This window comes from Marinicellulosiphila megalodicopiae (assembly GCF_045862395.1).
Lineage (GTDB): Bacteria > Pseudomonadota > Gammaproteobacteria > Pseudomonadales > Natronospirillaceae > Marinicellulosiphila > Marinicellulosiphila megalodicopiae.
The window spans coordinates 2,063,378-2,089,613 of record NZ_AP023087.1 but is presented as its reverse complement, the minus strand read 5'-3'; the positions used below and the strand labels follow the sequence as shown (position 1 = coordinate 2,089,613).

Sequence of the window (26,236 nt, the reverse complement as noted above, 5' to 3'; positions counted from 1 at the left end):
CACCCTTTAATAAATTTACAAAGTAAACTCTCATTTATAAAATGGCTTTAGAATCTAATATTCCATCAGACTTAGTGACCAAATAAATAATAGTAAGTTTTAACTTCTAATAATTTCAAATCAAAACCCTAATACCAACTTCCCTTCAACCAACCCCAACTCAGTCCCCAGCGGCAAGCTCAACCCATCCAACTGATCAAACAAACTCTGCATCTCATCTTCACCCAACAAAGTAGGCTGAAAATGCACGTCTTTATTATAAATATTAATACCCGTCATATTCATTGAAACCACTTCCTCTTTAGTCACTTCAACATTAAACATGCCCGATGTTTGCGCCAATCGACCGTATGTACCAAAGGTAAAGTTACCAATTGAATATAAAATTAAACCATCGTTGTATTTTTCGATGGCTTGTAACACATGAGGGTGATGCCCTACTACTATGTCGGCCCCTGCATCTATGGCGGCTCTAGCAAAGTCGGTTTGGTAGCCGCGTAAGTTGGTGCTGCCTTCTACGCCCCAGTGAAACGATATGATTTGAATGTCACTGATTAAGGCAAGCTTTTTTATATCTTGTAAAAATTCCGATTGTTTACCGTATGCCACACCAAAGCTTTCATCGGTTGCCCAGAACTCTTTTGGGAAGGTATTGTTGTACGCTAAATAGCCTATTTTAATGCCTTCTTTTTCAATAATAACCGGCGCTCTTGCTTCTGTTTTATTTGCCCCTGCCCCTACGTATTGAATGTTAACTTCATCTAATACGTTTTGTGTGTCACTTAATCCTTGCCAGCCATAATCCAGTGCATGGTTGTTGGCTAGGCTGACGACATCAAAGCCTGCTTTGGATAATGCTTGGGCAGTTGGTTGTGGGTCTGAGCGAAAGGCGTAGGTTTTTTCGATGTAGATTTCATCAAAGTTGGTTAACGGCCCTTCTAAGTTTCCAAATAATATATCGCTTTGATCTAATGTGGATTGTAAATTCACAAATGGAAAGTCATAGCCATTTTTAACTAACGTATTTTTTGCAGAGCCTGCTAAAAGAATGTCACCCACAAAACCTAGGGTGATGGTTTTGGGTTCCACTGTTGGCGTGACAATCACTAATGGTTTTTGAGGTTCTTGAACATCTGGCGTAATGGCTTCTATTTCAGGCTCTACTTTTTGTTGAACTTGAGTGGTTTGACAACCTACTAATACAAGTTGAGCGACACACAGAATCGTTAAAATAGGGTTAGTTTGCATGGTTTAAAATTTCCGCTCGTTGAATTTGCAAGGTATCTAAATATTGTAATACTTCATCCAAAACGGTTACGTCAGGATGCAATGCTTTTAGTTCGATGGTTTCTTGTAAGGCTTGTTCAATACTTAAACTTGAGCCTACGTCACTTTGGTTAAATGCTTGTATTAAGTACTTACGCCATTTAACCACTTCGTCTTGTTTTAATGAGTTTGGGTAGTGTTTGCCTCGATACAACAATAATAAATCCGTTAAGCGTTGATCGTCAAATTCAAACAATGGATTGGCTAAGTTGTGTTCGTCAAACTGCAAGCATTGATTTAATTTGGCGCGATCCGCATAAGAGATAAATCCGTTATACAAATCTTGTTGCGCTTCTAACGGATCAAATTTGGCTGGCGTTGAATATAATTCAATGATCTTTTTTTGAATTTTTAAGGATTTTAATTTTTCTAGCTCTGCTTTTATAGCAGGTAAATTTAGGCCTAGGCGTAATGCCGATTGTTCGTTTAACACATTCATTGGCGCAATTATGGGACACTTATTTATGTGTACACCTTTTATACCTATGCGTTGCTCACCTTCTTGCAACTCACTTGTTTTTTGAAACAGACGCACTTTTAATTCGTAAATAGTTAATGATTTTAATTCATCGCAGTTTTTAGTTAAGTCCCAGCAAATCACTTCGTTTTGATTATTAGGATTCGTCGCTAATGGCACAATGACACTTAAACAACCATTTTCAACAGGAAACATACCCGAAACATGGACAATTGGCTCAAAACTGCCGACATTTAATAATTCACTTACCGCATGTTTGCTGCGTTTTGAAAAGGCAAAGTCGTATAGTTTGGGCTGAGCTTGTTTGATTTTTTTGGCAAATTCGATAGTGGCTTTTACGTCACTTACCGCGTCATGGGCATTTTCGTGCTCGATGCCATTAGCAGGACACAAACGATCTAATTTGAATGTCGTTAAGTCGTTGTCGCCTTTTGGCCATATGATGCCTTCTGGGCGAAGTGCATAACACAATCTAGTGACATCTAATAAGTCCCAACGTGAATTGCCGTTTTTAAATTCACGTGAATAAGGATCAAAAAAGTTACGGTAAAATAAAAAGCGCCCGATTTCATCATCAAAACGAATGGAGTTGTAACCCACCACACAGGTTTGGGGACGCATCATTTGCTCGTAAATCAGTCTTGCAAATTCAGGTTCGGGTACGCCTTTTTGTTTGGCTAATTGTGGTGAAATACCTGTAATTAAACAAGCCATTGGAGATGGCACCATGTCTGCGTCGGGCTTGCAAAAAATATTAATCGGTTCTTCAATAATATTTAAATCTAAATCGGTGCGAATCATCGCGATTTGTGCAGGTTTATCTTGTCTGACTTTGGCACCAAAGGTTTCATAGTCATACCACAACATAGTGGGTTGGTTCATACATACTCCAATTGAGTTAGAAATGCGCGTTTTTGCCGCCTAAAAAGTTGTACAGAGTCAGTCTCAGCTGTACCTTTTAATGGAATAAGGTAAACTTGATATCTTGTGTATTTTATTGGAAAATCAGTGGTTTTTTAAAGCTTTTAAGTGCTTTTTAGCCAAATATTAAATCGAAATAGTTTACACGCACTAAAGGAAATTATTTAAATTTTATTTCCAGTTTAACCACTTGGGACACTTAGGACAATCTACATGATTTTTTCACTTTTCAAAAAACCTAAACAAGCTAAAGAAATCGCAGCAGCAAAAAAACCAATAAATGCTGAACCATCCATAAATGAAATGGAAAACAGCGATGTATTATTTTCAAAATTAATTCACTTAAACAGTCAGAAACAAGAAAAACAATTATGCATCCGTATCGCTATGTTATGCAATGAAGGTAAAATCAGCACCATTAAAATCAAGCAAAACATTTCACAAATCGAGCATGTGTTGCAAATTGCATTATTGATTGAAAATACCGACGCGTTATCTCAATTATGCCCCACTGCCAATGAAAAGTTATTCTTACAATTTGCCCAAGAAGGATTTACGGCTAAATCCAGATCTCAATCGTTTAATCGTTTAAGTCAAATTGAATCGTTTGAAACATTAATGAGCCAAAGCAAAGGTAAAGACAAAACCATTTACCGAGCCGCTCAAGAAAAAGTCAATCAATATAATCAAGAAAAAGAAGCCTTACTGGACATTCAAAATCAAGTTGCACACAGCTTAGAATCCATCAACAAGTTAGCAACCAGTACCTATGCCCCTCAGTATGAAGCGAAACTGGAATTATTAATTCAAACTTGGCAACAACATATTGAGCACGAAGATACTCGTTTTCATCCAAGCCAAGCTCAGCTTAAACAATTTGATCAAGCTAAATTAGCCTGTGAAAACACCATTTTTGAAATACAAGAAGCGCAACCAATTCAACCAAGCAATACTCCAGATGAACCGGTAGCTGAAGCCGTTAGCAAATTTGATAACGATAAAGAAACGCAATTAATTGAAACCTGCAAAAATGCCTGCCTTGATTTAATAGACAATCAAAACGACGAGGCTTTTGAAGCTCTGCAGCTTTTATTTGTTGAGACATTTAAAGAGAATTTATCAGACTCAGCCATCAAAGAACTTGAAAGTTTACAAAGCTTTGCAGAAGATGAAAAAACATACCAGAGAGATGCACAACTGGCTCTAAGCTTACGACATTTAATAATTCACTAATGCTATCTTTGCTGTGTTTTGAAAATGCAAACTCGTATAATTTAGGCTGAGCTTGTTTAATTTTTTTTGCAAATTCGATCGTGCCTTTGACCTCACTTACCGCATCATAAGTCCCAGCGCGAATTACCATTTTTAAACTCGCGTGCATAGGGATCAAAAAAATTACGATAAAATAAAAATCGCCCGATTTCATCATCAAAACGAATGGAGTTATAACCGACCACACAGGTTTGTGGACGCATCATTTGCTCGTAAATCAGTCTTGCAAATTCGGGCTCGGGAACGCCTTTTTGTTTGGCTAATTGTGGTGAAATACCTGTAATTAAACAAGCCATTGGAGATGGCACCATGTCCGCGTCGGGCTTGCAAAAAATATTAATCGGTTCTTCAATAATATTTAAATCTAAATCGGTGCGAATCATCGCGATTTGTGCAGGTTTATCTTGTCTGACTTTGGCACCAAAGGTTTCATAGTCGTACCACAACATAGTGGGTTGGTTCATGCATACTCCAAATGAGTTAGTTTTACTAAATATATCCCACTAAAAAGACTTAGTTATCATCAGGTGTCTTTACCTTTTATCGGAATAAGGTAAACTTGATTACTTGCGTATTTATTGTGTTTTTAGGGACATTCAGTATTTTTTAAGCGCTTTTAAGCACTTTTATACTTAATTTTGAATATTTTTATTTATAACAACGCTCAATACTCAAAACAATGGCAACACTGCCAATTTAATTTTAAATTATTTCCAGTTTAACGACTTGGGACACTTAGGACAATCTTCATGATTTTTTCACTTTTTAGAAAACGTAAAACCGCTAAAGACACCCCTGCAAAAAAAGCCCCTGTTATTAAAGAAGTTTCAATTAATGATATCGATAACAGCGAGGAATTATTTTCTAAATTAATTCATGCAAGCAGCACCCAACAAGAAAAACAATTATGCCTGCGTATCGTGACATTATGCAATGAAGACAAAATCAGCATCAGCGACATCAAACAAAACATTTCTCAAATTGATCGATTATTACAAATTGGATTATTACTTGATAACAAAGAGGCATTAACCCAATTATGCCCGAACGCCAATGAAAAATTATTTTTGCAATTTGCTCAAGAAGGATTGACTGCAAAATCCAGAACCCATGCGTTTAATCAATTAACTGACATTAAATCCTTTGAAACATTATTGAGCGCAACTAAAGGTAAAGACAAAACCATTTACCGTGCCGCTCAAGAAAAAGTAAACCTACATACTCAAGCTGAACAAGCATTATTAGAAATACAAAATCAAGTTGCACATAATTTAGAGTCCCTAACTAAATTAGCCAGCAGCACTTATGCCCCTCAATTTGAAGCGAAACTAGAATTATTAATTCAAACTTGGCAGCAGTATATCGATCATAGTGATGCCCGTTTTCATCCAAGCACCTCACAATTAGAACAATTTGAACAGGCTAAATTGATCTGTGAAAATACAATCTTTGAATTAGAAGAAAAACAAACAGCCAAACAAGACAAGCAAACACAACAACCTGTTGAATTAGTCATTGAAGAAGTTGAGACTTTGGATAACGAAAAAGAAACTCAATTAGTTGAAACATGCAAAAACGCCTGCCTAGATTTATTAGACAATCAAAACGACGAAGCTTTTGAAGCATTACAACATTTATTTGTCGACACATTAAAAGAAAATCTTTCAGAATCGGCGGTTAAACAATTACAACGCTTGCAAAATTTTGCTGAAGCAGAAAACACACTTTCTCGTTTGGTTTCAAAATTTGTTGAACAAAACATTAATGAGTCTCAAGCAAGTGCCGAGTTAGAAACTTGGTTTAAGTCTTTACCTGCTGAAATCAAACAGTCAAACCACGAAAGCATTGTCAAAGCTCAACATGCCATTTTTGAGCGCAAAAAAGCCTTCAAAGAGCAAAAAGCGGAACAAAAAGCGGCAATTGATGAATTATTTAATTTATTTAGACGTGGCTTTTCTGCCATTAATAACGGCCAAGTTCGTCGTTCTGCTGGCATTAATAAAGGCATTGAAGATCAATTAGAAAAAATCGATCTTGATAAAGCCCCTGCTATGTTAAACAAAAAGCTTGAAGAATTTAATGAGAAGCTTGCTAAATTACAGGACTGGCACGAATACGCCACCGAACCTAAAAAGCTTGAGTTAATTGCTAAAATGGAAAAACTGATTAATTGCGGCATTAATCCAGAATTATTAGCCAACAAAGTAAAAGATCTACAAACTCAATGGAAACAATTAAGCCAAGGCTCTTCTGATAAACATCAAGAACTTTGGGAGCAATTTAATGAACACGCACAAAAAGCCTATGCTCCGTGCAAATCATTTTTTGATGAAGTTGGACAATTACGTAAAACCAATTTAGAAAAACGCGAACAGATGGTTTTACAGTTACAAGAATATATTGCTGGTATGAACTGGTCAGGTGCAGATTTCAAACAGGTTATTAAGTTATTACGTGCAGCAAAAGAACAATGGCAGTCCTACTCACCTGTTGAACGCTCTGCTTCGCAAAAAGTACAAAAGCAATTTAATGAATGCATTCAAAATATTCAAAAACAATTGGACGTGGAATTTGCAGACAATCAATTAATTAAAGAAAATTTAATTAAAAAAGCCGAAGAAGCCATCACAATCGAGAATGCACGCGAATCTGTTGAAACCATTAAATCATTACAACAACAATGGAAAAATGTTGGGTTAATTGAGCGTAAAACGGAACAAAAACTATGGGAAGAATTTCGTAAAAATTGCGATGCTGTATTTGAAAAACGTAATGCACAATCAAAAGAATTTAAAAAACAGCTACAAGACAATTTAAATGCAGCCAACGAAATCTGTGACAAATTAGAAGCGCTTTTAGCCGCTGATACTCTTGATTTAAATGTAGCTGAAGCCCTACAAGAAGAATACAAGCAAGTGGGAATGATTCCAAAACCATCCATTGAAACCACACAAAATCGCTTTCGAGCAGCAGCGGATGCAATCATTAAAAAGAATCGCCAATTACGTTTATCTAAACAAGAAGAAAAATGGATCAATCTTGAAAAACTGGCAAAAGACGTCGAAGCTTGTGAAGAAGCTTGGCTAAATGAATCCAGTTATGATCATTTAAAAGAACAACTACAACAAGACAGCAACAATATTCAAAATTTACCTTATGATATTATTGGTTTTCAGTCTCGTGTGGATCGAGTTTTAGAAAATTCCATCACAGAAATTGACCACTGCGCCTCGACGTTAAATGAAATCTGCATACGTATGGAGATATTAGCCAATATTGAATCCCCAACTGCTGAACAAGCATTAAGAATGCATTTACAGGTTGAGCGTTTAAAAAATGATTTTGGACAGTCTGATACCGTACGCGAGCAATTAGATGAACTGACAAGACAATGGTATTCACTGGGACCTATTTCAGATGAAGTGCGCGCACCACTTAAAGAACGTTTTAAAATTTGTCGCGATACTATTATTGAATAACTATATTGAATTACTATATTTAACGACTATATCAAACGACTATTAATTTGATCAAATTTTCAACAACTTAGGAATATGACACACTACATATGTGCCATATTCCTTTTTTTTGCATTTTCAAAACACGTAATCCAATAAAATTTTTATTGCACCAAAATAACGCTATCTTTTAAAGCTCTATTTGTTACTATATTCGCCGTTTATTTTAGCTCAAACTCGCCTTAATTTTATGAGTGAGCGCTTAATTATAACTTTTACACTTTGTATATCGGCCAATTAATTGGCTATCTAAAACTGGAGACGACAATGTCACAAAATACATTAAATTTAATCAAAGAGACTGAAGCGAAATGGGTTGATCTTCGCTTTACAGATACTCGTGGTAAAGAGCATCACGTTACTGTTCCTGCGAAAACTGTAGATGAAGACTTTTTTGAAAACGGCCAAATGTTCGATGGCTCTTCTATCGAAGGTTGGAAAGGCATTAACGAATCAGACATGATCATGATGCCTGATGATTCAACAGCGGTTTTAGATCCGTTTACTGAAGATGCAACTGTTAACGTACGTTGTGACATCATTGAACCAAACACAATGCAAGGTTACGAGCGTGACCCACGTTCTGTTGCTAAACGTGCAGAAGCATTCTTACAAACAACAGGCTTAGGCGACACTGCGTTTTTCGGTCCTGAACCAGAATTTTTCATCTTTGACAGCGTTCAATGGGACGTAAATATGTCAGGTTGTTTCGTTAAGATCGATTCTGAAGAAGCAGCATGGAACTCAGGCAAAGCTTACGAAGCTGGCAACATGGGTCACCGTCCAGGCGTTAAAGGCGGATACTTCCCAGTGCCACCAGTTGACTCTTCACATGACATTCGTGCACAAATGTGTAACGCAATGGAAGCAATGGGCTTAGAAATTGAAGTGCATCACCATGAAGTAGCAACAGCCAACCAAAACGAAATCGGTATTAAATTTAACACGCTAGTTAAAAAAGCCGATGAAGTACAAGTACTTAAGTATTGCGTACATAACGTTGCTCACGCTTATGGCAAAACAGCTACGTTCATGCCTAAACCAATTGTTGGTGACAACGGTTCTGGTATGCATGTTCACCAATCTTTCTGGAAAGATGGCGAAAACCAATTCGCTGGCGATGATTATGCTGGTCTTTCTGAAATGGCTTTGTTCTACATTGGCGGTATCATCAAGCACGCTCGCGCGATCAATGCTTTTGCTAACGCATCAACTAACTCTTACAAGCGTTTAGTTCCTGGTTTTGAAGCACCTGTAATGTTAGCGTACTCTGCACGTAACCGTTCTGCATCGATTCGTATTCCTTACGTAGCGTCTCCTAAAGGCAAGCGTATTGAAGCGCGTTTTGCTGATCCAACAGCTAACCCATACTTATGTTTTGCGGCAATGTTGATGGCTGGTATTGACGGTATCAAAAACAAAATTCACCCAGGCGCTGCTGCTGATAAAGATTTATATGATCTTTCTGCTGAAGAAGCTGCGGGTATCCCAACAGTTGCATCTAGCTTAGAACAAGCTTTAGAAGCATTAGAAGCGGATAAAGAATTCTTAATGCAAGGTGATGTATTCACTGCGGATATGATCGAAGGTTACATCGCATTGAAAATGGAAGAAGTAGAACGTGTTAACTCTACTACTCACCCAGTAGAATTTGATATGTACTACAGCTGTTAATTAGTTTTTCTAATTAGCACAAAAAACCCAGCGCATGCTGGGTTTTTTTTGAATTGAATTTTAATTAACTGCGACAACAGATATAAAAAAACCAGCTAAAACTGGCTTTATCATTCTAAATAAATACTATTTAATTTTGCTTAGACTCGACAAAAATTTTAAAACTTTTCATCGCTTTTTTGGATTCACCTTTAAAAATAAACGGCATAATTTTAGCCATTATTTTCAACCAACCTTTGCATTTAAATTCGGTTTCAAATGTCCATTGTGTTTTATTTTCTGACAACTTATGAAATCGATTTTGCACATGATTCCATACTGTGTCGGTTTCATATGTCACACTATATGCAAGTGGCGCCTCAATAGTTAATAGCGTTTCTTTCATTTGTAATATTTTTTTTCCATAACGATAATTTAATTGTGTCTGACATCCCTGCTCAGCTAATTTTCCAGATAATACCTCATAATCAATGAATGTTTTTTGCCATTGATTAAAATACTCAGGGTTGATCATTAAATCAAAAATTTCCTTGATCGGCCTATCAATTGTGGTAATTAATTTATATTTCACTTATTCACTGCCTTTTTTCTTTTTTCCTATCAACATATGCCAAGTACGATCCCAGCTTAATAGATACAACAATACAATTGCAAAAACATAAAACTGTAGAAATAAACTCGATTGATTTTGAGCATAGATCCAAGTCGCACTTGCAAACAACAATATTTCCCAAACAATTTTTAACCAACCGGGAATGGGGATTTCAAAACTTAATAGCGGCTCTTTTGCTTTGTACAGATCATAGTTATTAACGAACACGACATGCACAAAAAAGATACCCAATACGATTAAAACCGCAAAAAAAGATTTTAATCGATGCTCAATCATAGCTTGAGGCCACATATAAAATGCTAGCACCGCACTTAATAATAAAATAAAGTGCCATGCTTGAACATATGGGTGGGACGCATTTATTTTTTTCAATCTAATCAATCCTACTTAACGCTTTTTAGAAATGGACTTAGATTGTTTACCCTCACCTTTTTTAGGTTTAGCCTCTAAAGAATAATCCACTTTTTGCTTAGTATAACGACCTGAATGCAGTTTTTCTTTTTTATCTGCAAATGGATTAACGGTGGTTTTAAATTCAAACTGAATTGGCGTGCCACGAATCCCCAATACCTTACGGAACGTATTTTCTAAATACCGCTTGTATGAACCCGGGACTTCTTTTGTTTGATTACCATGGATCACAACTACTGGTGGATTTGATCCACCTTGATGCGCCATACGTAGTTTGATTCGACGTCCACGCACTAAAGGAGGATGATGAGTCTCAATCGCACCTTGCAATACACCTGTTAAATAATTCGTTGACCATTTTGCTGTACTTGAATCATAGGCTGTATGAATCGACTTATATAAGTGTCCTACGTTTGTACCATGTTTTGCTGAGATAAAATGTTTATCCGCCCAATCCAAATATGGTAAACGACGATCTAATTCAGTTTTTACACGTTCTTTATCGTACAATTCCATGCCGTCCCACTTGTTAATGGCAACCACTAACGCACGACCTGAATTGAGCACAAACCCCAACATATGTAAATCTTGTTCAACCAAACCAACGTGCGCATCCACAACCAAAATGGCTACATTACAATCTTGAATGGCTTGAAGCGCTTTAATAATAGAAAATTTCTCAACCGCTTCTTCAATATTTTTGCGACGACGCACACCTGCTGTATCAATTAATGTGTAGTCTTCACCTTCACGCTCAAAAGGAATATAAATACTATCACGGGTTGTGCCAGCCTCGTCATAAACCACAACACGCTCTTCTCCAAGCATACGATTTACTAATGTAGATTTACCCACATTTGGACGACCGATCACGGCAATTTTAATGCCTTTATGATTGTTTTGCTCTTCTTGATAATCTGCAAAAGCTTCAAGATACGGCTCTAACACCAATTCCATTAACTTTGTCACACCACGATTTTGTGATGCAGCAATTGGCATAGGCTGGACACCCAAACTTAATGCATGGAAATCTGCAGTAACGATGTCTGCATCTAATCCGTCGGTTTTATTAACGACTAAATAGGTTTTTTTATTTTCTTTGCGAAGGTACTCGGCAATCATTTGGTCTGAGGCAGTCATGCCTGCTTTTGCATCTACCAAAAATAAAATGATATCCGCCTCATCTATGGCAGCAAAAGATTGCTCGGCCATTTCATAGTCGATCCCCTCTTCCATACCACTGATACCACCAGTATCAACAACAATATAAGGTACTTCGCCTGTTTTTCCATCACCATATTTACGATCACGTGTTAAGCCGGGGTAGTCGGCTACTAACGCATCTCTGGTTTTGGTTAATCGGTTAAATAATGTAGATTTGCCCACATTAGGGCGGCCAACTAAGGCAATGACGGGTAACATGTTTTTTTCCAGATAGAGACGTAAGCGATTAAAGCTCGCTTACGTTTAAAGATATTATATGGCCGCTTTGACCTTGAATATAAACGGTTTCGTCATATTCAATTAACTGTGTTTGGATGCCTGCTTTGTCTATTAATCGTCTATTTAATGGCTGTCCATTTTTTGTCGATATCACATGCAAATACCCTTCATAATCCCCTACAAGCAAAACACCGTTCACTAAAATAATGCCCGTTGGGTTACGATATAGTAAGAATTTTTCATGCCACTCATAGGTTCCACTTGCCATATTCATAGCAGTAATTGACCCATCAGTTAACACGATATATAAACGATTTGTTGTTGTATCTAATGCATATGCTTTTAAACTTTGAACATCCTTTTCCCAAAGTGGCGAACCTCTTTCCAAATCTAAGACTGTCATGTTTCCATGATTACCCATCACAAATAATTGATTTCCAAAAATTTGCATTGGCGCATCGATATCTAACAAGTTTTCTAATACGTTTGAACTGACAGCACCTTTAAGTGAATACTCCCAATTCACGTCACCTGTTGCGGCATCAACACTAACCACACGACCATTAGCAAATGCGGTAACGATGTTATTCTTATAAATTAAAGGCTCTGCCTGTCCTTTAATGGTTAATTCTGGCTGTACAATTTGGTAAACCCATTGCAACTGCCCTGATTTAATATCAAAACTACTTAAACGCCCATCAATGGTTTGCACGACCAACTGACCATCAATTTCAATAGGAGCATGAAATGCTAAGGATTTTAATTCACTTGACCATAGTAATTCACGATTATTTTTACGATGCTTCAAAAACCCATCTTGATTGACATAACTGAAACCAAGACTGGTTTGTTTAACACCTGTTGAAATTGGCTCCAACCAAAAACGCTCAATCACATCACCAGTTTGACGATCAATTTTACTGATATCGCCATTTGTAGCTACGGTTAATATATAACTGTCATGTATATCAGGTTGGATTCTTTGAAAGGTGGACTCTGAGCCCAAATCTACAGACCAATTAAGTTTAAACTTTGCACCAATTAACGAAACTTCTGCTAATGGTGTAGGTTTACGTTTCACTTTACCGGAAGAACATGAGCTGATTAGCAAGAAAAATGCAAAAAAACTGAAAACCCATGCTAATACTTTTATGTTCATGTTCTACCTTAAAATAATTATTGAGCGATAGTGATATCGTTTAATTTTTGTTTAATATTTTTAGAGTTCAATCTTAATTCAACAGATTGGTCAATCGCCGATTGATACGCAACTTTCGCATCTTCAACGTTACCTTGTTTCACTAAAATATCCCCTTTTGTTTCTAAAAATTGAACCGTCATAGTTTCTACTTTTTTAAGGGAGATGGCGGTTAATGCAGCATCAAAGTCACCTTTTTCAAGAAGAATTTTAGCTTTACGTTCAGTTGCGATTTCAATCATGCTTTGATCACCGCTTTTAGCAATTACATAATCCAGCTCAATCAATGCGTTATCTAATTTTCCAGCAACTACAGATTGTTGAGCAACATTTAAAGCTGCTAAATTAGTATAAATGCTGTCTGGGTATTTGTGTTTCATACCGTTAGAAAGTTCCGATAACGCTAATTGTTGAGCAGAATCTAATTGGGCATTTTCACTTAATAACTGAACAACTAATTGATATTCATCTGATACCGTTTCTTTGCTTTTACGAACTGAATCGCTCCATACGTTTGAACCAATCATTAAAACTGCCAATAGCACCACAATAGCAATAATCGCATTACCCCATTGAGCCCAAAATTGCTTTAATGATTCGATTTGTTCCTGATCTGTTTCGTTCACACTTTTCCCCTTAAATTTACTTTTCTAATATTATTAATAATTCGTTATTCAGCTTGTCCCACTGAATCACATTTTGTTCACCATTACGTAAATCTTTAACCGCAATAGTTTGCTCACTTAATTCGTTTTCACCTAAAATCAAACATACTTTTGCACCACTGGCATCGGCTTTTTTCATTTGAGCTTTAAACTTAGAACCTGTGCAGTCGGTGATTATATGGATATTTGGCAAATGTTCACGTAATTGTTGCGTTAATTTGAACTGAGCAACACTACAACCGTCTCCTGCTGCCACAAAATACACATCTGGCGTAGCTTTAATGGCTTCAGGTAAAGCATCCATCGCCTCTAATAATAGAATAAATCGCTCAACCCCCATCCCAAAACCAGAAGCAGGAACTGATTTCCCACCTAGTTGTTCAACTAAAGAGTCGTAACGTCCACCGCCACAAACTGTACCTTGCGAGCCTAATTCTTTAGTGACCCATTCAAAAACGGTTTTATTGTAATAATCTAAACCACGAACTAAACGAGGATTTAATGTATAAACAACACCTGATGCATCTAATAAGGCTTTTAATTCTTCAAAGTGCGCTTTTGATTCATCATCGATGTAGTCATTAAAATCAGGTGCGCCGTCTAATAATGTTTGCGTCGTGGCTTCTTTACTGTCCAATACTCGTAAAGGGTTCGTATCAATACGGTTTTGACTGTCTTCATCTAAATCGGCTTTGATGCCGTTTAAAAAATCAACCAACGCCACTTTATAATTTGCACGCGCTTCGTTTGAACCTAATGTATTGAGTTGCAATTCTAACGAATCAGTAATACCAAACGCTTTCCAAATATTGCTTGTTAAAATAATTAACTCAGCATCAATTTGTGCGGTGGCCATACCAAAGGTTTCAACCCCAATTTGATGAAATTGACGGTAGCGCCCTTTTTGTGGTTTTTCATAACGAAACATCGGCCCAGTATACCAAAGACGTTGAATCTGATTATGAAACAAACCATGTTCAATACCAGCACGTACGCAACCTGCAGTGCCTTCAGGACGTAACGCTAAGCTTTCGTCGTTACGATCCAAAAAGGTATACATTTCTTTTTCGACGATATCGGTTACTTCACCAATACCACGGGTAAATAAACCTGTTTTTTCAACAATTGGCATACGAACATGTTGATAACCAAAGTTTTTTAATACTTGTTTAATGGTGTCTTCTACATATAACCAGATCTCTGATTGGCCTGGTAAAATATCGTTCATGCCTCTAATGGCTTGAATCTTACTCAAAATAATTCCTCTACGACTTTATTATGACGTCTTCTAACAACGCTTCTTTTATTTTTATTTGTTCACGAATTAATTTTTCAAACCCGTCAACTAACTCTTCATTTTTTAATTTTGTAAATGGTTTTCCATCTAAATAAATCAAATTATTAGGTGTACCACCTGTTAGACCCACATCCACTTCTTTTGCTTCACCCGGCCCATTTACAATACAACCAATCACGGCCACATCTATGGGTGTCAGCACGTCTTCCAAGCGCGACTCTAATTGATTCATTGTGCTGATCACATCGAAGTTTTGACGCGAACAACTTGGGCAAGCAACAAAGTTCACCCCCTTTGAGCGCAAGCGTAATGATTTTAATAAATCAAAACCCACTTTAATTTCTTCTACAGGATCGGCCGCTAATGAAATTCGAATCGTATCGCCGATGCCGTCATTTAATAACATACCTAAACCCACAGCGGATTTGACTGTACCTGAACGCAAGCCACCAGCTTCTGTAATACCTAAATGCAAAGGCTGCTCGATTTGTCCTGCAATTTGACGATACGCTGCCACGGTCATAAACACATCCGAGGCCTTTAAACTTAGCTTAAAATCAGGAAAGTTTAATCGATCTAAAATATCCACATGACGCATGGCAGATTCAACCATCGCCTCAGGCGTAGGTTCACCGTATTTTTTTTGTAGATCTTTTTCTAATGAGCCTGCATTCACACCAATACGAATAGGAATGCCATGATGTTTTGCCGCATCAACCACTTGGCGCACACGATCTTCACGACCAATATTACCTGGATTGATTCGCAAACAATCCGCGCCCAGTTCCGCCACACGTAATGCAATTTTGTAATCAAAATGAATATCGGTGACCAAAGGCACATTAACTAATTTTTTGATTTTACCAAAAGCTTCCGCCGCTTCCATTGAAGGTACCGAGACACGCACAATATCAGCACCGGCATTTACTAAATCATTAATTTGCTTAACAGTTGCTTGTACATCGCAAGTTTCTGTATTGGTCATAGACTGTACAGAAATCGGTGCATCTCCACCGACAGCCACATCACCTACGTAAATTTTACGCGACAACCTGCGAATTATTGGACTTTTACCTTGTTTGTTCATCTATTTATTCACTCGCACCACTTAATTTTGCAACCAAGCATTATACAATTTCACTTCTTCACTTCCTGGAAATTGCTTATTTAATTTATTAGCAAACGTTAATACTTCACTTTTTTCACCTACTGCACTTGCTAATTGAATACCGATCCAAAGAGACTGAGCGGTATGATTAACAGATTCAATATAAATAGCCATTTGATCGTATTGTTTGAAGGCATCGTAACCTAATTTATTTTCACCACTTTGAATATACAAATTAGCCAAAGACAAATAAGAAACAGGCATATTAGGATTAATCTGTGTGGCTTTAATAAATGAAGCAATGGCTTTTTGTGGATTATTCAATCGCATTTGGTTAAAACCCGCCAATTCAAAACATAATGCACGCTTATCAAACGTTGCATCATTGATGCATTTATCAAAATGCACCTGGGCCTGAGTAAATCGAGCTTGGTTATATAAAAACAAAGCATGATACATCGACACTTCTGCCCCACCGCCATGCGCTGCCGCTTTATTAAAGTTTTCTTCAGCTAATCGAGTTTCTTGCTCTTGATCATAGATTAACGCATAACCTAAATAAGCCTTTGGATTAGTAGAATCAAAGTTTTTCGCTTGATCCAATTTTGAACGCGCAGTTCCTAATTGACCTGCATTAATATATTGAAAAGCCAATGCAATATAATTATCCGCCGCTTTTTGAGATTCGGATCTCGGTGTTTCATAAACCAGGGCTTTTCCGCCTGATTTATTCACTGGAGCATAACAACCTGCTAAGGTGACACTCAATACACAACAAAAACTCATTACGATAAATTTATTCATGATGTTTCCTATTATTTATGGGCAATTTGACTGGCGGTTTGACCGTTAGCCACTGCATCAACAAATTTCACGCTTCGTTTTGTTCGGTCATCAAATTGACCAACTAACTGCCCGCAAGCTGCATCTATATCATCTCCGCGAGTTTTACGAACCGTCACATTGTATCCTGCTTCATGCATTATATCTTTGAAGCGATGAATACGATTATTACTTGGTCGTTTATACCCAGAGTTTGGAAATGGATTAAACGGAATTAAATTCAATTTACATGGTGTGTCTTTTAATAATTCTGCCAACTGATGCGCATGCTCTTGCTCATCATTTATTTCGCTGATCAATGTGTATTCAATGGTAATGACTCGCTTGTCTGGCAAATGTTGCAAATAGTTTGCACAAGACTCCAACAACATCGCAATATTATACTTACGATTAATAGGAACCAATTGATTACGTAATTCATCATTAGGCGCATGTAACGAAATAGCCAATGACACATCAGTTAATCCTGCCATTTTATCAATATTAGGCACCACACCTGATGTACTTAATGTGACACGACGTTTAGAAATACAGTATGCATTGTCCTCCATCATAATATTGATGGCATCCATTACAGGCTGAAAATTCATTAAAGGTTCGCCCATCCCCATCATCACAACGTTAGTCACACGACGTTTACGGTCTTGACCTGGAATATCAAAGCTTTTAGCGGCCACCCAAACCTGCGCAATAATTTCAGCACTGGTTAAATCTCGATTAAACCCCTGCTTGCCTGTCGAACAAAATGAACAATCTAACGAACAACCAATTTGTGAAGACACACATAACGTACCACGATCACCTTCAGGAATAAAAACGGTTTCAACGGAATTGCCACCATCCATTTTCATGACCCATTTACGCGTTCCGTCAACAGACTCTTTTTGAACCAAGACTTCAGGGTAAATAATGTCAGCATGGTTTTTTAATTTTTCACGCAATGCTTTGGATAGATCGGTCATATCATCAAAATTATCAACCCCACGTTGATGAATCCATTTCATGATTTGCGCCCCACGAAATTTCTTTTCGCCAAGTTCATCAATAAAATATGATTGTAATTGAGGAAGCGTCATCCCCAGAAGGTTCGTTTTAGCGCTTGATATAATGACATCATTCATAAGGATTAGGCACAGATCTCAGAAGGTTGGAAAAAATATTCTATTTCACGAGTTGCGGATTCTTGAGAATCAGAACCGTGCACTGAATTTTCGCGCATAGAAACAGCAAACAATTTACGAATGGTGCCTTCAGCGGCTGTTTCTGGATTGGTTGTGCCCATTAATTCACGGTATGCAGTAATGGCATTTTCGCCTTCTAATATTTGCACAAACACTGGACCACTTGTCATATATTCAACTAAAGGAGCGTAAAATTCACGACCTTCGTGTTCAGCATAAAACCCTTCAGCTTGCTCTTGACTTAATTGTAAAAATTTACCCGCAATGATTTTTAAGCCTTTAGACTCAATTGTCGCTTCGATTTGACCAAATAGCTGACGCTTGATTGCATCAGGTTTTACGATAGAAAAAGTACGTTCAATTGACATAAAATACCTATAGGTTTGACAGAAATAAAATCGCGCGAATTATACGCACAATCCACTCTTTATGCCATTCAATTCACGATCTGATTACTCAACGATACAAAAGGCAATATTGCTAAAGTGTTAACTCCTTTAGATTTTTTTCAAAAATTGTTTTCTATTTTAAAGTCAGCAAATATGGTTTTCAGAGTTTTTCATAAAATTACAAATTCGGTATAAATAACCACATTTGTTACTTGGATGTTACCTCACAGTTTTAAATTGTAATTTCAATATAATTTCAATAACAATTTTTGGAGCATACCATGCGACTTCCTTACTTACCTTTGATATTAACCCTTGCAATCTTAAGCTGTGATTTAACAAAACCAAATGAATTGGATTCAATCAGTAATACGAATCAATCAACCACGACAGCGGAACTGGATACCTCCACCGACACCCTCACACAAACAGAATCTGAAATCACTACAAACACTCAAACTGAACAAAATACACCGTCAGAGTTGATATTAGATGAAAGCAATGTTCATGCTTGTGATTATGAGCAATTCATTGAAACCAAGTATTCACCAAATGGTACAGGTGCATTAAATAGTCCTAATGAAAATGGTGCAGCGTTTACTTGGAAAATACATATTGAATCAAGGCAGAGCTTAGTAGTCACCATACGATTTGGTAATGGATCAAATTTAGAAAGACCTTCATACATCACACTTGCGGGACAAAGCAAAAATGCAGTGTTTGCAGCCAATAATGATTGGACTGTATGGCAAACTGAAACTTTAAATTTTGAAGCCACCTCATCAGGCAACTATGAAATCACTTTGCAAGCAAATAATGAATCAGGCTTACCAAATATTGATGAAATTAAAATCTCCAGCACGGGTTTAATGAACGTTAATTTAGAATCACTAGATTGCAACACTCAAACTCAAACTCAAACAAATTCTGTAACTGATGGCACAACTTCAACTACAACTTCAACTACAATCGATACCAACACTCAAACAAATACTATAACTGCCACTATTACAGGAACGGATACTGAAACAGATATAAGCACCGCTTGCTCGATTGATCCATCCATGCCAAAACGCGCTCAAATCTGCGAGGCAACAGTAAGCTGTATTGATGGAGAATACTTAAGACCTATTGGGACGACAGGTGATCAAGATCGACCTTTTCGCGCAGAAAGCGAACACTTTGCGGTGTATTGGCATGACGAAAACAGCATCACTCAAGCCCACTTAGATCGTGGCGTCAATATTTCAACCGTCACTGATGCTCAAGTACAATTAGCCCTTGAAAATTTAGAGTTTATTTGGTCACAATATTTTTCAGAGCCAATCAATATGGAGCCACCATTTTGTCATTCAGCTGAAAAATACAAAGCAACGGTTCACTTTGATGATAAAAAAGGTTTGGAGGCAAGCATTTGGGTACGTGATGGAAAAACCTATGCAGGCATGTGGATAGGGTCTGGCGCTTCAGCAGATAAATGGGGCCTTGCTCATGAATTTGTCCATGGCGTACAAATACTATCAGATGGGATCAAAGAATGCGGCGGTGTGTCCTGCTGGGCATATGAAAGTCACGCAAATTGGGCGCCACATCAAATATGGCCCGATGAAGTGCATTGTTCAGAAATGCTTGCAAACAGCACCCACTTACATTACGGCAACACTCGTAACCGATACTGTAACTGGCAATTTTTTGAATATATAAAAGACGCTTATTGTCCAGCGGCTGTGAACGATATATGGCAAAAATCCGCCCCTGTGGGACAACGAGATATTTGGCAAAAACTGATGTATCAGCAAGGCTGGGATATAGCAAGGTTCAACGATGAGTTTGCGCAATTTGCCATGCAAAACGTTATTTGGGATTACCAAAGTCCTGACGGCATTAATCAAGGCGCCATTTATCGAAGTAATTATGGCGCTATTGATGACACGCAAAGCAACTATTCTCAACGACGTTTACGTTTAACCCAACTTGAATCATTAGACAATAATTGGCAACAAAATCGTCGATTTCAATCACCTTATCATTGGGCGCCTCAACGACTTGGATATAACGTAATTGAATTGATACCAGAATCAGGTGAAACTGACATTTCCATTCATTTTAAAGGAATTGAACAACAAAATGCCAATTCAGGCTGGCGCTGGGCAGTGGTTGCAACCAACCAAAATTTAGATACTGCACGTTACAGTGAATTGCAAACTTCAAACGAAGGTCAAATGCAATTTTGCTTTACCCCTGGAGAGCGATTATTTTTAGTTGTCGTTGCCACCCCAACTGAATATCAAAAAATCCAGTGGAATCAGCCTTTTGACGGCACTGCTTATCCTAGCATTTACCGCTATCCATATTTAGTTGAATTTGAGAACGCCTGGCCTAAAGGGTTTAGTGATGGCCAATTAGAACAATGCCCTGCTGGCACACAACGACATGGAAATGGTAACGGATGCGCAACACCAAATACTCCAGCCACGGCATATGTAGGTCAATATGCAAAAGTATTAGGAGGACAAATTGGAGCAAACGCTATCATCAAAGATCACGCAACGATCATTAATGGTGAAATTGGTGACAATGCAACAGTAGGTGCACTTTCAATTGTAGGAGTAGCAAGCAATCCACACCATGGCGCGGCAAATTTTAATGTTTTGGACAACGCAACTTTATTAACCACAATGTACCCAATGGGCTGGTTTCCAGGAGGAGGTATTTCAGGTACTGCAGGATTTATTGGCGATATTGAATATTACTCACAAAACAAAAACAGTGGCTGGTACTACGGATTAGTCGATGATAACAGCACAGGATTAAATAACGTTAATGACATCACCATCAAACCTCCATACTATTGGTAAACACTCACCTTCAGCCCTTTAAATTAAAGGGTTGGTTTTACTTTATTAGAGTGACACCATTTATTAAGCACCCCTTTAAGGTGCTCCTTGACAACCGGTTTTGGAATAAAGTCATTCATCCCAGCATCCAAACACCTCTCCCTATCACCCTCCATAGTATTGGCTGTCATCGCCACTATAATAATATCTTTGTTATATGCCTTTGATTCTGGGTTTCGAATAGTACGACTTGCTTGATAACCATCCATCACTGGCATCTGACAATCCATGAAGACTATATCATATTGAACTTCACTCATTGCATCGAGCGCTTCTTGCCCATTTTCTGCAATATCTGGCACAATTCCAAACTCTTCTAACATACATTGTGCAACCATTTGATTCGTAAAATTATCTTCAACCACAAGCACTTTAGCTGAATATATATCGGAATTTAAATCAATGTTTTCCAGAAGTACATCGGTTGAGTTTTTTTCTTCAGTTTTAGTATTACGATGTGTATGAGTCGATTTTTCTAACAATAATGTGAACCAAAATGTTGAGCCTTTACCAAGAGTACTGCTAATTCCAATTTCTCCCCCCATTAATTCAATAAGATGCTTACTGATTGCCAACCCTAATCCTGTTCCACCATATTTTCGTGTTGTGGACCCATCAGCTTGGCTAAATCTTTCAAATAAATTCATTTTTTGATCATCACTTAATCCAATTCCAGTATCTGAAACTTCAATTCGTATATGAGAGTGATGATGCTCAACATCTTCTAGTAAACATCGAATTGTGACACTTCCTTTCTCGGTAAATTTAATAGAATTGGAAATTAAATTATTCAAAACCTGGCGAATTCTTCCTGGATCACCATATAACCATTTATCATAGTTTGTATTATCGAAATAATTTAAAGCTAATCCTTTCTCCTCTGCCCGATAAAAACAAGTGCTTCCGACCTCATCAATTAGTTGCGATAAATTAAATTCAATGTTTTCAATATTTAACATACCCGCTTCCACTTTAGAAAAATCTAAAATATCGTTAATGATTGCAAGCAAGGCTTCTGCACTATTTTTAACCGTATTAGTATAAGTGGTTTGTTTTGAATCTAATTTTGTACCTAATAAAATATTTGTCATACCAATCACGCCATTCATTGGCGTTCTAATTTCGTGACTCATATTTGCAAGAAATTCACTTTTTGCTTGATTCGCATTTTCTGCAGTAACAACCGCCAATTGAAGCGCTTTTTCACTTTTTCTCAACTCCTGTTTATCAATTTCAGATTTTTCTAACAACAATTTAGTTTGTTCGTTCTTTGCTCGAAACACATTGGCAGCTTGGGCAAGGGTCCCGATTTCATCTTTACGATCAAAACCTGGCACTTGATCCACACTTTCACCTCTGACTAATTTTTCAAATATTTGAGTAATGGATTTTAAAGGCTCACTAATGGATCTTCCTGTCACAATTGCTACAAACAAAACAAAACAAGCACCTGCACCAGAGGTTATTAATAATATTTTTTGGATAAATGATAATTCTTGATCTGTAATTTCAAACACATTTTTTTCATCCTTTAAAAATTCATCGGTTAATTTATCTGCCAAAATCCTTAATTCTGAGGTTTCACCAGCAATAACCACATTAACTAAAAATAAATAATTTCGCTCTGCTTGAGCAGATTTTTTAAATATTTTATTCACATCATCTAATAATTCACCAATCATTTCGATTTTTACTTGAACGTCTTTAACATTATTTGATACTTTAATTTCATTTAATACTAATTTAGTTTGCTTAATATTTTTCCCAATCAACGATTTATATTCTGCTTTTTTATTGACAAAATATTGAACTATATACAACTCAGTTTGTAATAGACTTAACTTCGCTTGGGTAACTTGATCAAAAATTTCATCATCACCTTTAATACTTTCAATAATTTCTAACTGAGTAAATGTTCGATCCAAAGAATCCATTTTAGTCAGCAAATCCACTTCCACTAACTGATCGCGACTCACTCGTTGTTGTTGCAATGACTCTATTTTTTCTGAAAATTGAGACGCACCTTTTTGAAATTGCAGTAAAAGTGAATCAGGGGTTTTAATTTTTTCTGGGTATTCTTGACTCAACTTGTCAATATCAGCAAGCAACTCCAGATGAATATCAATTATTTGAGAGATAACGGTTTTATTTTGTGTATGGCTGTATATAAGAATATTTCGTTGTAATTCTGAAATATTATTATCAACCTTTAACATTAAGCTGGTTCCTGAGCTGACTTTTCTAAAATCATTAAACAGTTGTCGAATTTCAGTCATTCCCGATAAATTATAAACCGTCACCGAAAAACTCGCACAAAAAAGCAATACAAAGCTAACTATTATTCTTCGCCTAATACTTAAATTAAATAAAGATGCATTCTTTTTAATATCCATACTTAAGCCACCAAAAACTCATACCATTTTTGCAATGTATAGTCATAGTTATCCATTACTGTATTCCATACTGCGACATTATTGAATCGATCTATATAGGAGCCACCTCTTCTTACTGCGCCTGCAGGCACTGATATACTTCCATCAGTTCCTCGAAGTGCAATATTTGTTGCCTTTCCTTCATACCAATACCCCCATTCATTAGTCGTTAATAATGGCTTGGACCGCTGTGGATTAGAAATATAGTACCCTTGACGAGCAATAAAGGCCCCTGGCCACCCACTTAACCACCAATTCATATAATCATAAGCAGCATCTTTAACCTGACCATCACAGGCTTTTGACATACACATCACACCATGCCATGCACGATACCCTTCTTTAGGGGCAGCATATGCTACTGGTGTCCCCAAGCCATTTGCAGCAGAGACACCAGGAGAAAACATACTTTCAATAACTACTCGTTTAGTGGTCATAAAATCAACGGATTGAGGCACTGAATTCCAAAAACCTGAAAAATGCCCTCTTTTTTTATATTGCAGTAAAATTTCAAAAAGTTTGTCAATTTCAACAATACTCATATTGCCAATATCAACAAAATTTATTAATCCTTTTGCCTGTGCTGCCAAAGCCAAATCGAACAATCCAATAGTGGGCGCATTAATAATTCCAACTTTTCCAGACCATTTTTCATCTAATAACCAAGCCCAGCTTTCAGTTTCGTACGGCACCCCAACAGGGACGATATCGGTGTTGTAACCGAAGGAATCTACATTATGTACATAAGGCAAAAAGCTGATTTTGCCTGTGAACTTTGAACCTAATTCACCATCTTGTTGTATATTTAAAATTTTGTAAGGGGCATCACCTTTGCCAATTGATGCCTCCTGTATAATTCGACCTTTTTTTGAAATATCATTAATCTCATTCCAATACTTGAGCCTATTCGTTTCAATGGGCTGAATGGCATCTGCCTGCCAAAGTGTTTTAATACTATCTGACCACTGCTCATAAAGATCAAATCCTTCTGGTTGAGTTGTAGCTTTTTGCAACAACTCTGATTCGCCTCTTGCTTCAAACACAAGATTAATCCCTAAATCACTCATAGCTTGTTTACGAATTTCTTCTTGCAATGTTACATGGGTACCCATTACACGTAATGTGGTTTTTGATTTTGCAAAGACATAAGGAGCATTTACCGCGGCAATACCCGCAGATGTACCTTTGATAGAATTGATAAGAAATTTTCTTCGATTAAAAGACGATGCCATGCTCAATACCTTGTTCGATATCTTGTTCGATACCTTGCTCAAACCTAGCTCAAAACCAAGTTCGATACCAAGTTCGAAACCTATAGAGGGTTAATAAAATACTAATGAATGTATTTAGCATAGTTCAAACATAACCAAATGACACAGTGATCTGAAAACAAAGACATTAAATGAAAATAAGCCAGACTTTTGATGTGATTGTTTGTTAAATATTAATTTAATTTGCATCCTCAATTAAATTATTCATTTATTCAACTAATCTAAAATGAACATAATTAAGAAAAAAAAACAAATGACCTTACCACGATTTTCTAATTTTTTAAGTTCGATATTTCTTTGTTTTTGTATTGGATTTATGGCGACATTTGCTATTTCGACACAAATCAAAGTTGTCACTGAGAACTTTCCTCCGTTTCATTATTTAGTTGATAATGAATTACAAGGCACTGTGATTGATTTGATGACGCCTGCTTTGAAAGAGTTTGATATGAGAGTTTCTGATATTGAAGTTTATCCTTGGGCACGTGCATATCAAATTGGCGAACTTGAACCTAATACTCTTTTATTTTCAGTGGTTCGATTCCCTGCTAGAGAAGATTTATTTAAATGGGTGGCACCAGTAGGTTACATTCAAGTGGGGATTTTTAAATTAAAAAATAGAACCGACATTCACATCACTAAAACTTCAGACATTGAAAAATACACAAGTGCCGTATTTATTGATAGTGCGATCCATCATTTTTTCAAACAAGAATCCTTTAATAATTTTGAATTAGTTGGAGAAAGTGATTCTTTAACCCATATGTTAATGCGTGGCAGAGTGGATATCATTCCAGCAAGCAGTCATGGTTTTTTAAGCCGAGCCGCTGCCATGGGCTATGACATTAATGAAATTGAGCTGGTTTATTATATAAAAGAATTAGAAAAAGGGTTATGGACAGTATTTAATAACCAGACTGATGATGATTTAGTATTAAAAATGAAGCTTGCAATACAAAAAGCCAGCAATAACAAAACAGTCATCGCCCTGCCCTTAAAGGGAGTTTCATCTGAAATTAAATAACTGAATAAAAAGCATAAAAGTTAAATGTGAAAATTTATAAATCTATTCAGCTCAATTGTGACTATTCCGATTACGATCAGCAATATTTCTGTATTACTCCAATAAGCTACCGCTATGTAGCGATCAAATTTGAACAGAATAAGATGAAACCTATGAGTTTACATGGAAAATAATACAGTTAACGCAGATATTTAAAATTTAAAAAAGAGCGAAAAGTAATAATTTTTTTGCTACATGTTTAGGTGGAACAAATTGATTTGGTTCAATAATTTGAT

The 26,236-nt window shown here is 36.9% G+C and carries 20 protein-coding genes; 5 read left to right on the top strand and 15 right to left on the bottom strand.

What is annotated here, in order from left to right:
- Positions 1-120: 120 nt before the first annotated feature.
- Together TYM08_RS08865 and sbcB are read right to left on the bottom strand one after the other, a co-directional pair.
- Entirely contained in the window at positions 121-1,248 is a 1,128-nt protein-coding gene (locus TYM08_RS08865) for a CapA family protein (protein WP_422382614.1), read from the bottom strand.
- Positions 1,238-2,686: an exodeoxyribonuclease I gene (gene sbcB, locus TYM08_RS08860; protein ID WP_422382613.1), complete on the bottom strand. Its 1,449-nt coding sequence runs from the start codon at positions 2,684-2,686 to the stop codon at positions 1,238-1,240. Before sbcB ends, TYM08_RS08865 begins: the two co-directional genes overlap by 11 nt.
- A 252-nt stretch (positions 2,687-2,938) precedes the next feature.
- Here sbcB and TYM08_RS08855 point away from each other — a divergent pair, with 252 nt between their 5' ends.
- Positions 2,939-3,958, top strand: a complete 1,020-nt coding sequence (locus TYM08_RS08855; RefSeq protein WP_422382612.1) for a hypothetical protein — start codon at positions 2,939-2,941, stop codon at positions 3,956-3,958.
- A 104-nt stretch (positions 3,959-4,062) separates the two neighbouring features.
- On the opposite strand, the gene TYM08_RS08850 is transcribed toward TYM08_RS08855, so the two are convergent.
- Positions 4,063-4,461 carry an exonuclease domain-containing protein gene (locus tag TYM08_RS08850; RefSeq protein WP_422382611.1) on the bottom strand — a complete coding sequence of 133 codons (399 nt, stop codon included), beginning with the start codon at positions 4,459-4,461 and terminating at the stop codon, positions 4,063-4,065.
- Between the two features lie 285 nt (positions 4,462-4,746).
- Between TYM08_RS08850 and TYM08_RS08845 the strand changes: the two genes are divergently transcribed.
- On the top strand, positions 4,747-7,476 hold the full coding sequence (locus TYM08_RS08845) for a DUF349 domain-containing protein (protein ID WP_422382610.1): 2,730 nt from the start codon (positions 4,747-4,749) through the stop codon (positions 7,474-7,476).
- 306 nt (positions 7,477-7,782) lie between these two features.
- The gene (gene glnA / locus TYM08_RS08840) at positions 7,783-9,189 is read left to right on the top strand and encodes a glutamate--ammonia ligase (RefSeq protein WP_422382609.1); all 1,407 of its coding nucleotides are present in this window, start codon (positions 7,783-7,785) and stop codon (positions 9,187-9,189) included.
- A 130-nt stretch (positions 9,190-9,319) separates the two neighbouring features.
- Here glnA and TYM08_RS08835 read toward each other — a convergent pair whose 3' ends face one another.
- From TYM08_RS08835 to ndk, 10 genes are read right to left on the bottom strand one after another with little or no spacing between them, the layout of a single operon-like run.
- Positions 9,320-9,760 carry an SRPBCC family protein gene (locus tag TYM08_RS08835; protein WP_422382608.1) on the bottom strand — a complete coding sequence of 147 codons (441 nt, stop codon included), beginning with the start codon at positions 9,758-9,760 and terminating at the stop codon, positions 9,320-9,322.
- Entirely contained in the window at positions 9,761-10,174 is a 414-nt protein-coding gene (locus TYM08_RS08830) for a hypothetical protein (RefSeq protein ID WP_422382607.1), read from the bottom strand. It abuts the gene before it with no gap.
- A gap of 15 nt (positions 10,175-10,189) precedes the next feature.
- Positions 10,190-11,635 (bottom strand): ribosome biogenesis GTPase Der, encoded by a 1,446-nt coding sequence (gene der, locus TYM08_RS08825; protein WP_422382606.1) that lies wholly within the window; start codon positions 11,633-11,635, stop codon positions 10,190-10,192.
- 28 nt (positions 11,636-11,663) lie between these two features.
- Positions 11,664-12,815, bottom strand: a complete 1,152-nt coding sequence (locus TYM08_RS08820; protein ID WP_422382605.1) for a PQQ-binding-like beta-propeller repeat protein — start codon at positions 12,813-12,815, stop codon at positions 11,664-11,666.
- 17 nt (positions 12,816-12,832) lie between these two features.
- A complete protein-coding gene (locus TYM08_RS08815) occupies positions 12,833-13,480 on the bottom strand; it encodes a YfgM family protein (protein ID WP_422382604.1) in 648 nt (215 codons plus the stop codon).
- Positions 13,481-13,496: 16 nt separating this feature from the next.
- Positions 13,497-14,777, bottom strand: a complete 1,281-nt coding sequence (gene hisS, locus TYM08_RS08810) for a histidine--tRNA ligase (RefSeq protein ID WP_422382821.1) — start codon at positions 14,775-14,777, stop codon at positions 13,497-13,499.
- Between the two features lie 7 nt (positions 14,778-14,784).
- Complete coding sequence (gene ispG / locus TYM08_RS08805) at positions 14,785-15,903, bottom strand: flavodoxin-dependent (E)-4-hydroxy-3-methylbut-2-enyl-diphosphate synthase (RefSeq protein ID WP_422382603.1); 1,119 nt, start codon at positions 15,901-15,903, stop codon at positions 14,785-14,787.
- Between the two features lie 21 nt (positions 15,904-15,924).
- Positions 15,925-16,728 carry a tetratricopeptide repeat protein gene (locus TYM08_RS08800; RefSeq protein ID WP_422382602.1) on the bottom strand — a complete coding sequence of 268 codons (804 nt, stop codon included), beginning with the start codon at positions 16,726-16,728 and terminating at the stop codon, positions 15,925-15,927.
- A gap of 11 nt (positions 16,729-16,739) precedes the next feature.
- The gene (gene rlmN / locus TYM08_RS08795; RefSeq protein ID WP_422382601.1) at positions 16,740-17,888 is read right to left on the bottom strand and encodes a 23S rRNA (adenine(2503)-C(2))-methyltransferase RlmN; all 1,149 of its coding nucleotides are present in this window, start codon (positions 17,886-17,888) and stop codon (positions 16,740-16,742) included.
- A gap of 5 nt (positions 17,889-17,893) precedes the next feature.
- A complete protein-coding gene (gene ndk, locus TYM08_RS08790) occupies positions 17,894-18,316 on the bottom strand; it encodes a nucleoside-diphosphate kinase (RefSeq protein WP_422382600.1) in 423 nt (140 codons plus the stop codon).
- Between the two features lie 302 nt (positions 18,317-18,618).
- On the opposite strand from ndk, the gene TYM08_RS08785 reads away from it, so the two are divergent.
- Complete coding sequence (locus tag TYM08_RS08785; RefSeq protein ID WP_422382599.1) at positions 18,619-21,195, top strand: DUF6055 domain-containing protein; 2,577 nt, start codon at positions 18,619-18,621, stop codon at positions 21,193-21,195.
- A 23-nt stretch (positions 21,196-21,218) separates the two neighbouring features.
- On the opposite strand, the gene TYM08_RS08780 is transcribed toward TYM08_RS08785, so the two are convergent.
- A complete protein-coding gene (locus tag TYM08_RS08780) occupies positions 21,219-23,627 on the bottom strand; it encodes an ATP-binding protein (RefSeq protein ID WP_422382598.1) in 2,409 nt (802 codons plus the stop codon).
- A gap of 2 nt (positions 23,628-23,629) precedes the next feature.
- Positions 23,630-24,898: an ABC transporter substrate-binding protein gene (locus TYM08_RS08775; protein ID WP_422382597.1), complete on the bottom strand. Its 1,269-nt coding sequence runs from the start codon at positions 24,896-24,898 to the stop codon at positions 23,630-23,632.
- A gap of 292 nt (positions 24,899-25,190) precedes the next feature.
- On the opposite strand from TYM08_RS08775, the gene TYM08_RS08770 reads away from it, so the two are divergent.
- Positions 25,191-25,961, top strand: coding sequence for a substrate-binding periplasmic protein (locus tag TYM08_RS08770; RefSeq protein ID WP_422382596.1), 771 nt, complete (start codon positions 25,191-25,193; stop codon positions 25,959-25,961).
- Positions 25,962-26,236: the final 275 nt, after the last annotated feature.

Excerpts from the sequence above, each read along its gene's own strand:
- glnA (WP_422382609.1), top strand. The coding sequence starts at position 7,783 with ATGTCACAAAATACATTAAATTTAATCAAAGAGACTGAAGCGAAATGG.
- TYM08_RS08850 (WP_422382611.1), bottom strand. The coding sequence starts at position 4,461 with ATGAACCAACCCACTATGTTGTGGTACGACTATGAAACCTTTGGTGCC.
- TYM08_RS08770 (WP_422382596.1), top strand. The coding sequence starts at position 25,191 with ATGACCTTACCACGATTTTCTAATTTTTTAAGTTCGATATTTCTTTGT.
- TYM08_RS08865 (WP_422382614.1), bottom strand. The coding sequence starts at position 1,248 with ATGCAAACTAACCCTATTTTAACGATTCTGTGTGTCGCTCAACTTGTA.
- TYM08_RS08820 (WP_422382605.1), bottom strand. The coding sequence starts at position 12,815 with ATGAACATAAAAGTATTAGCATGGGTTTTCAGTTTTTTTGCATTTTTC.
- TYM08_RS08800 (WP_422382602.1), bottom strand. The coding sequence starts at position 16,728 with ATGAATAAATTTATCGTAATGAGTTTTTGTTGTGTATTGAGTGTCACC.
- TYM08_RS08780 (WP_422382598.1), bottom strand. The coding sequence starts at position 23,627 with ATGGATATTAAAAAGAATGCATCTTTATTTAATTTAAGTATTAGGCGA.
- ispG (WP_422382603.1), bottom strand. The coding sequence starts at position 15,903 with ATGAACAAACAAGGTAAAAGTCCAATAATTCGCAGGTTGTCGCGTAAA.
- TYM08_RS08785 (WP_422382599.1), top strand. The coding sequence starts at position 18,619 with ATGCGACTTCCTTACTTACCTTTGATATTAACCCTTGCAATCTTAAGC.
- der (WP_422382606.1), bottom strand. The coding sequence starts at position 11,635 with ATGTTACCCGTCATTGCCTTAGTTGGCCGCCCTAATGTGGGCAAATCT.
- TYM08_RS08775 (WP_422382597.1), bottom strand. The coding sequence starts at position 24,898 with ATGGCATCGTCTTTTAATCGAAGAAAATTTCTTATCAATTCTATCAAA.
- sbcB (WP_422382613.1), bottom strand. The coding sequence starts at position 2,686 with ATGAACCAACCCACTATGTTGTGGTATGACTATGAAACCTTTGGTGCC.
- ndk (WP_422382600.1), bottom strand. The coding sequence starts at position 18,316 with ATGTCAATTGAACGTACTTTTTCTATCGTAAAACCTGATGCAATCAAG.
- TYM08_RS08845 (WP_422382610.1), top strand. The coding sequence starts at position 4,747 with ATGATTTTTTCACTTTTTAGAAAACGTAAAACCGCTAAAGACACCCCT.
- TYM08_RS08855 (WP_422382612.1), top strand. The coding sequence starts at position 2,939 with ATGATTTTTTCACTTTTCAAAAAACCTAAACAAGCTAAAGAAATCGCA.
- rlmN (WP_422382601.1), bottom strand. The coding sequence starts at position 17,888 with ATGAATGATGTCATTATATCAAGCGCTAAAACGAACCTTCTGGGGATG.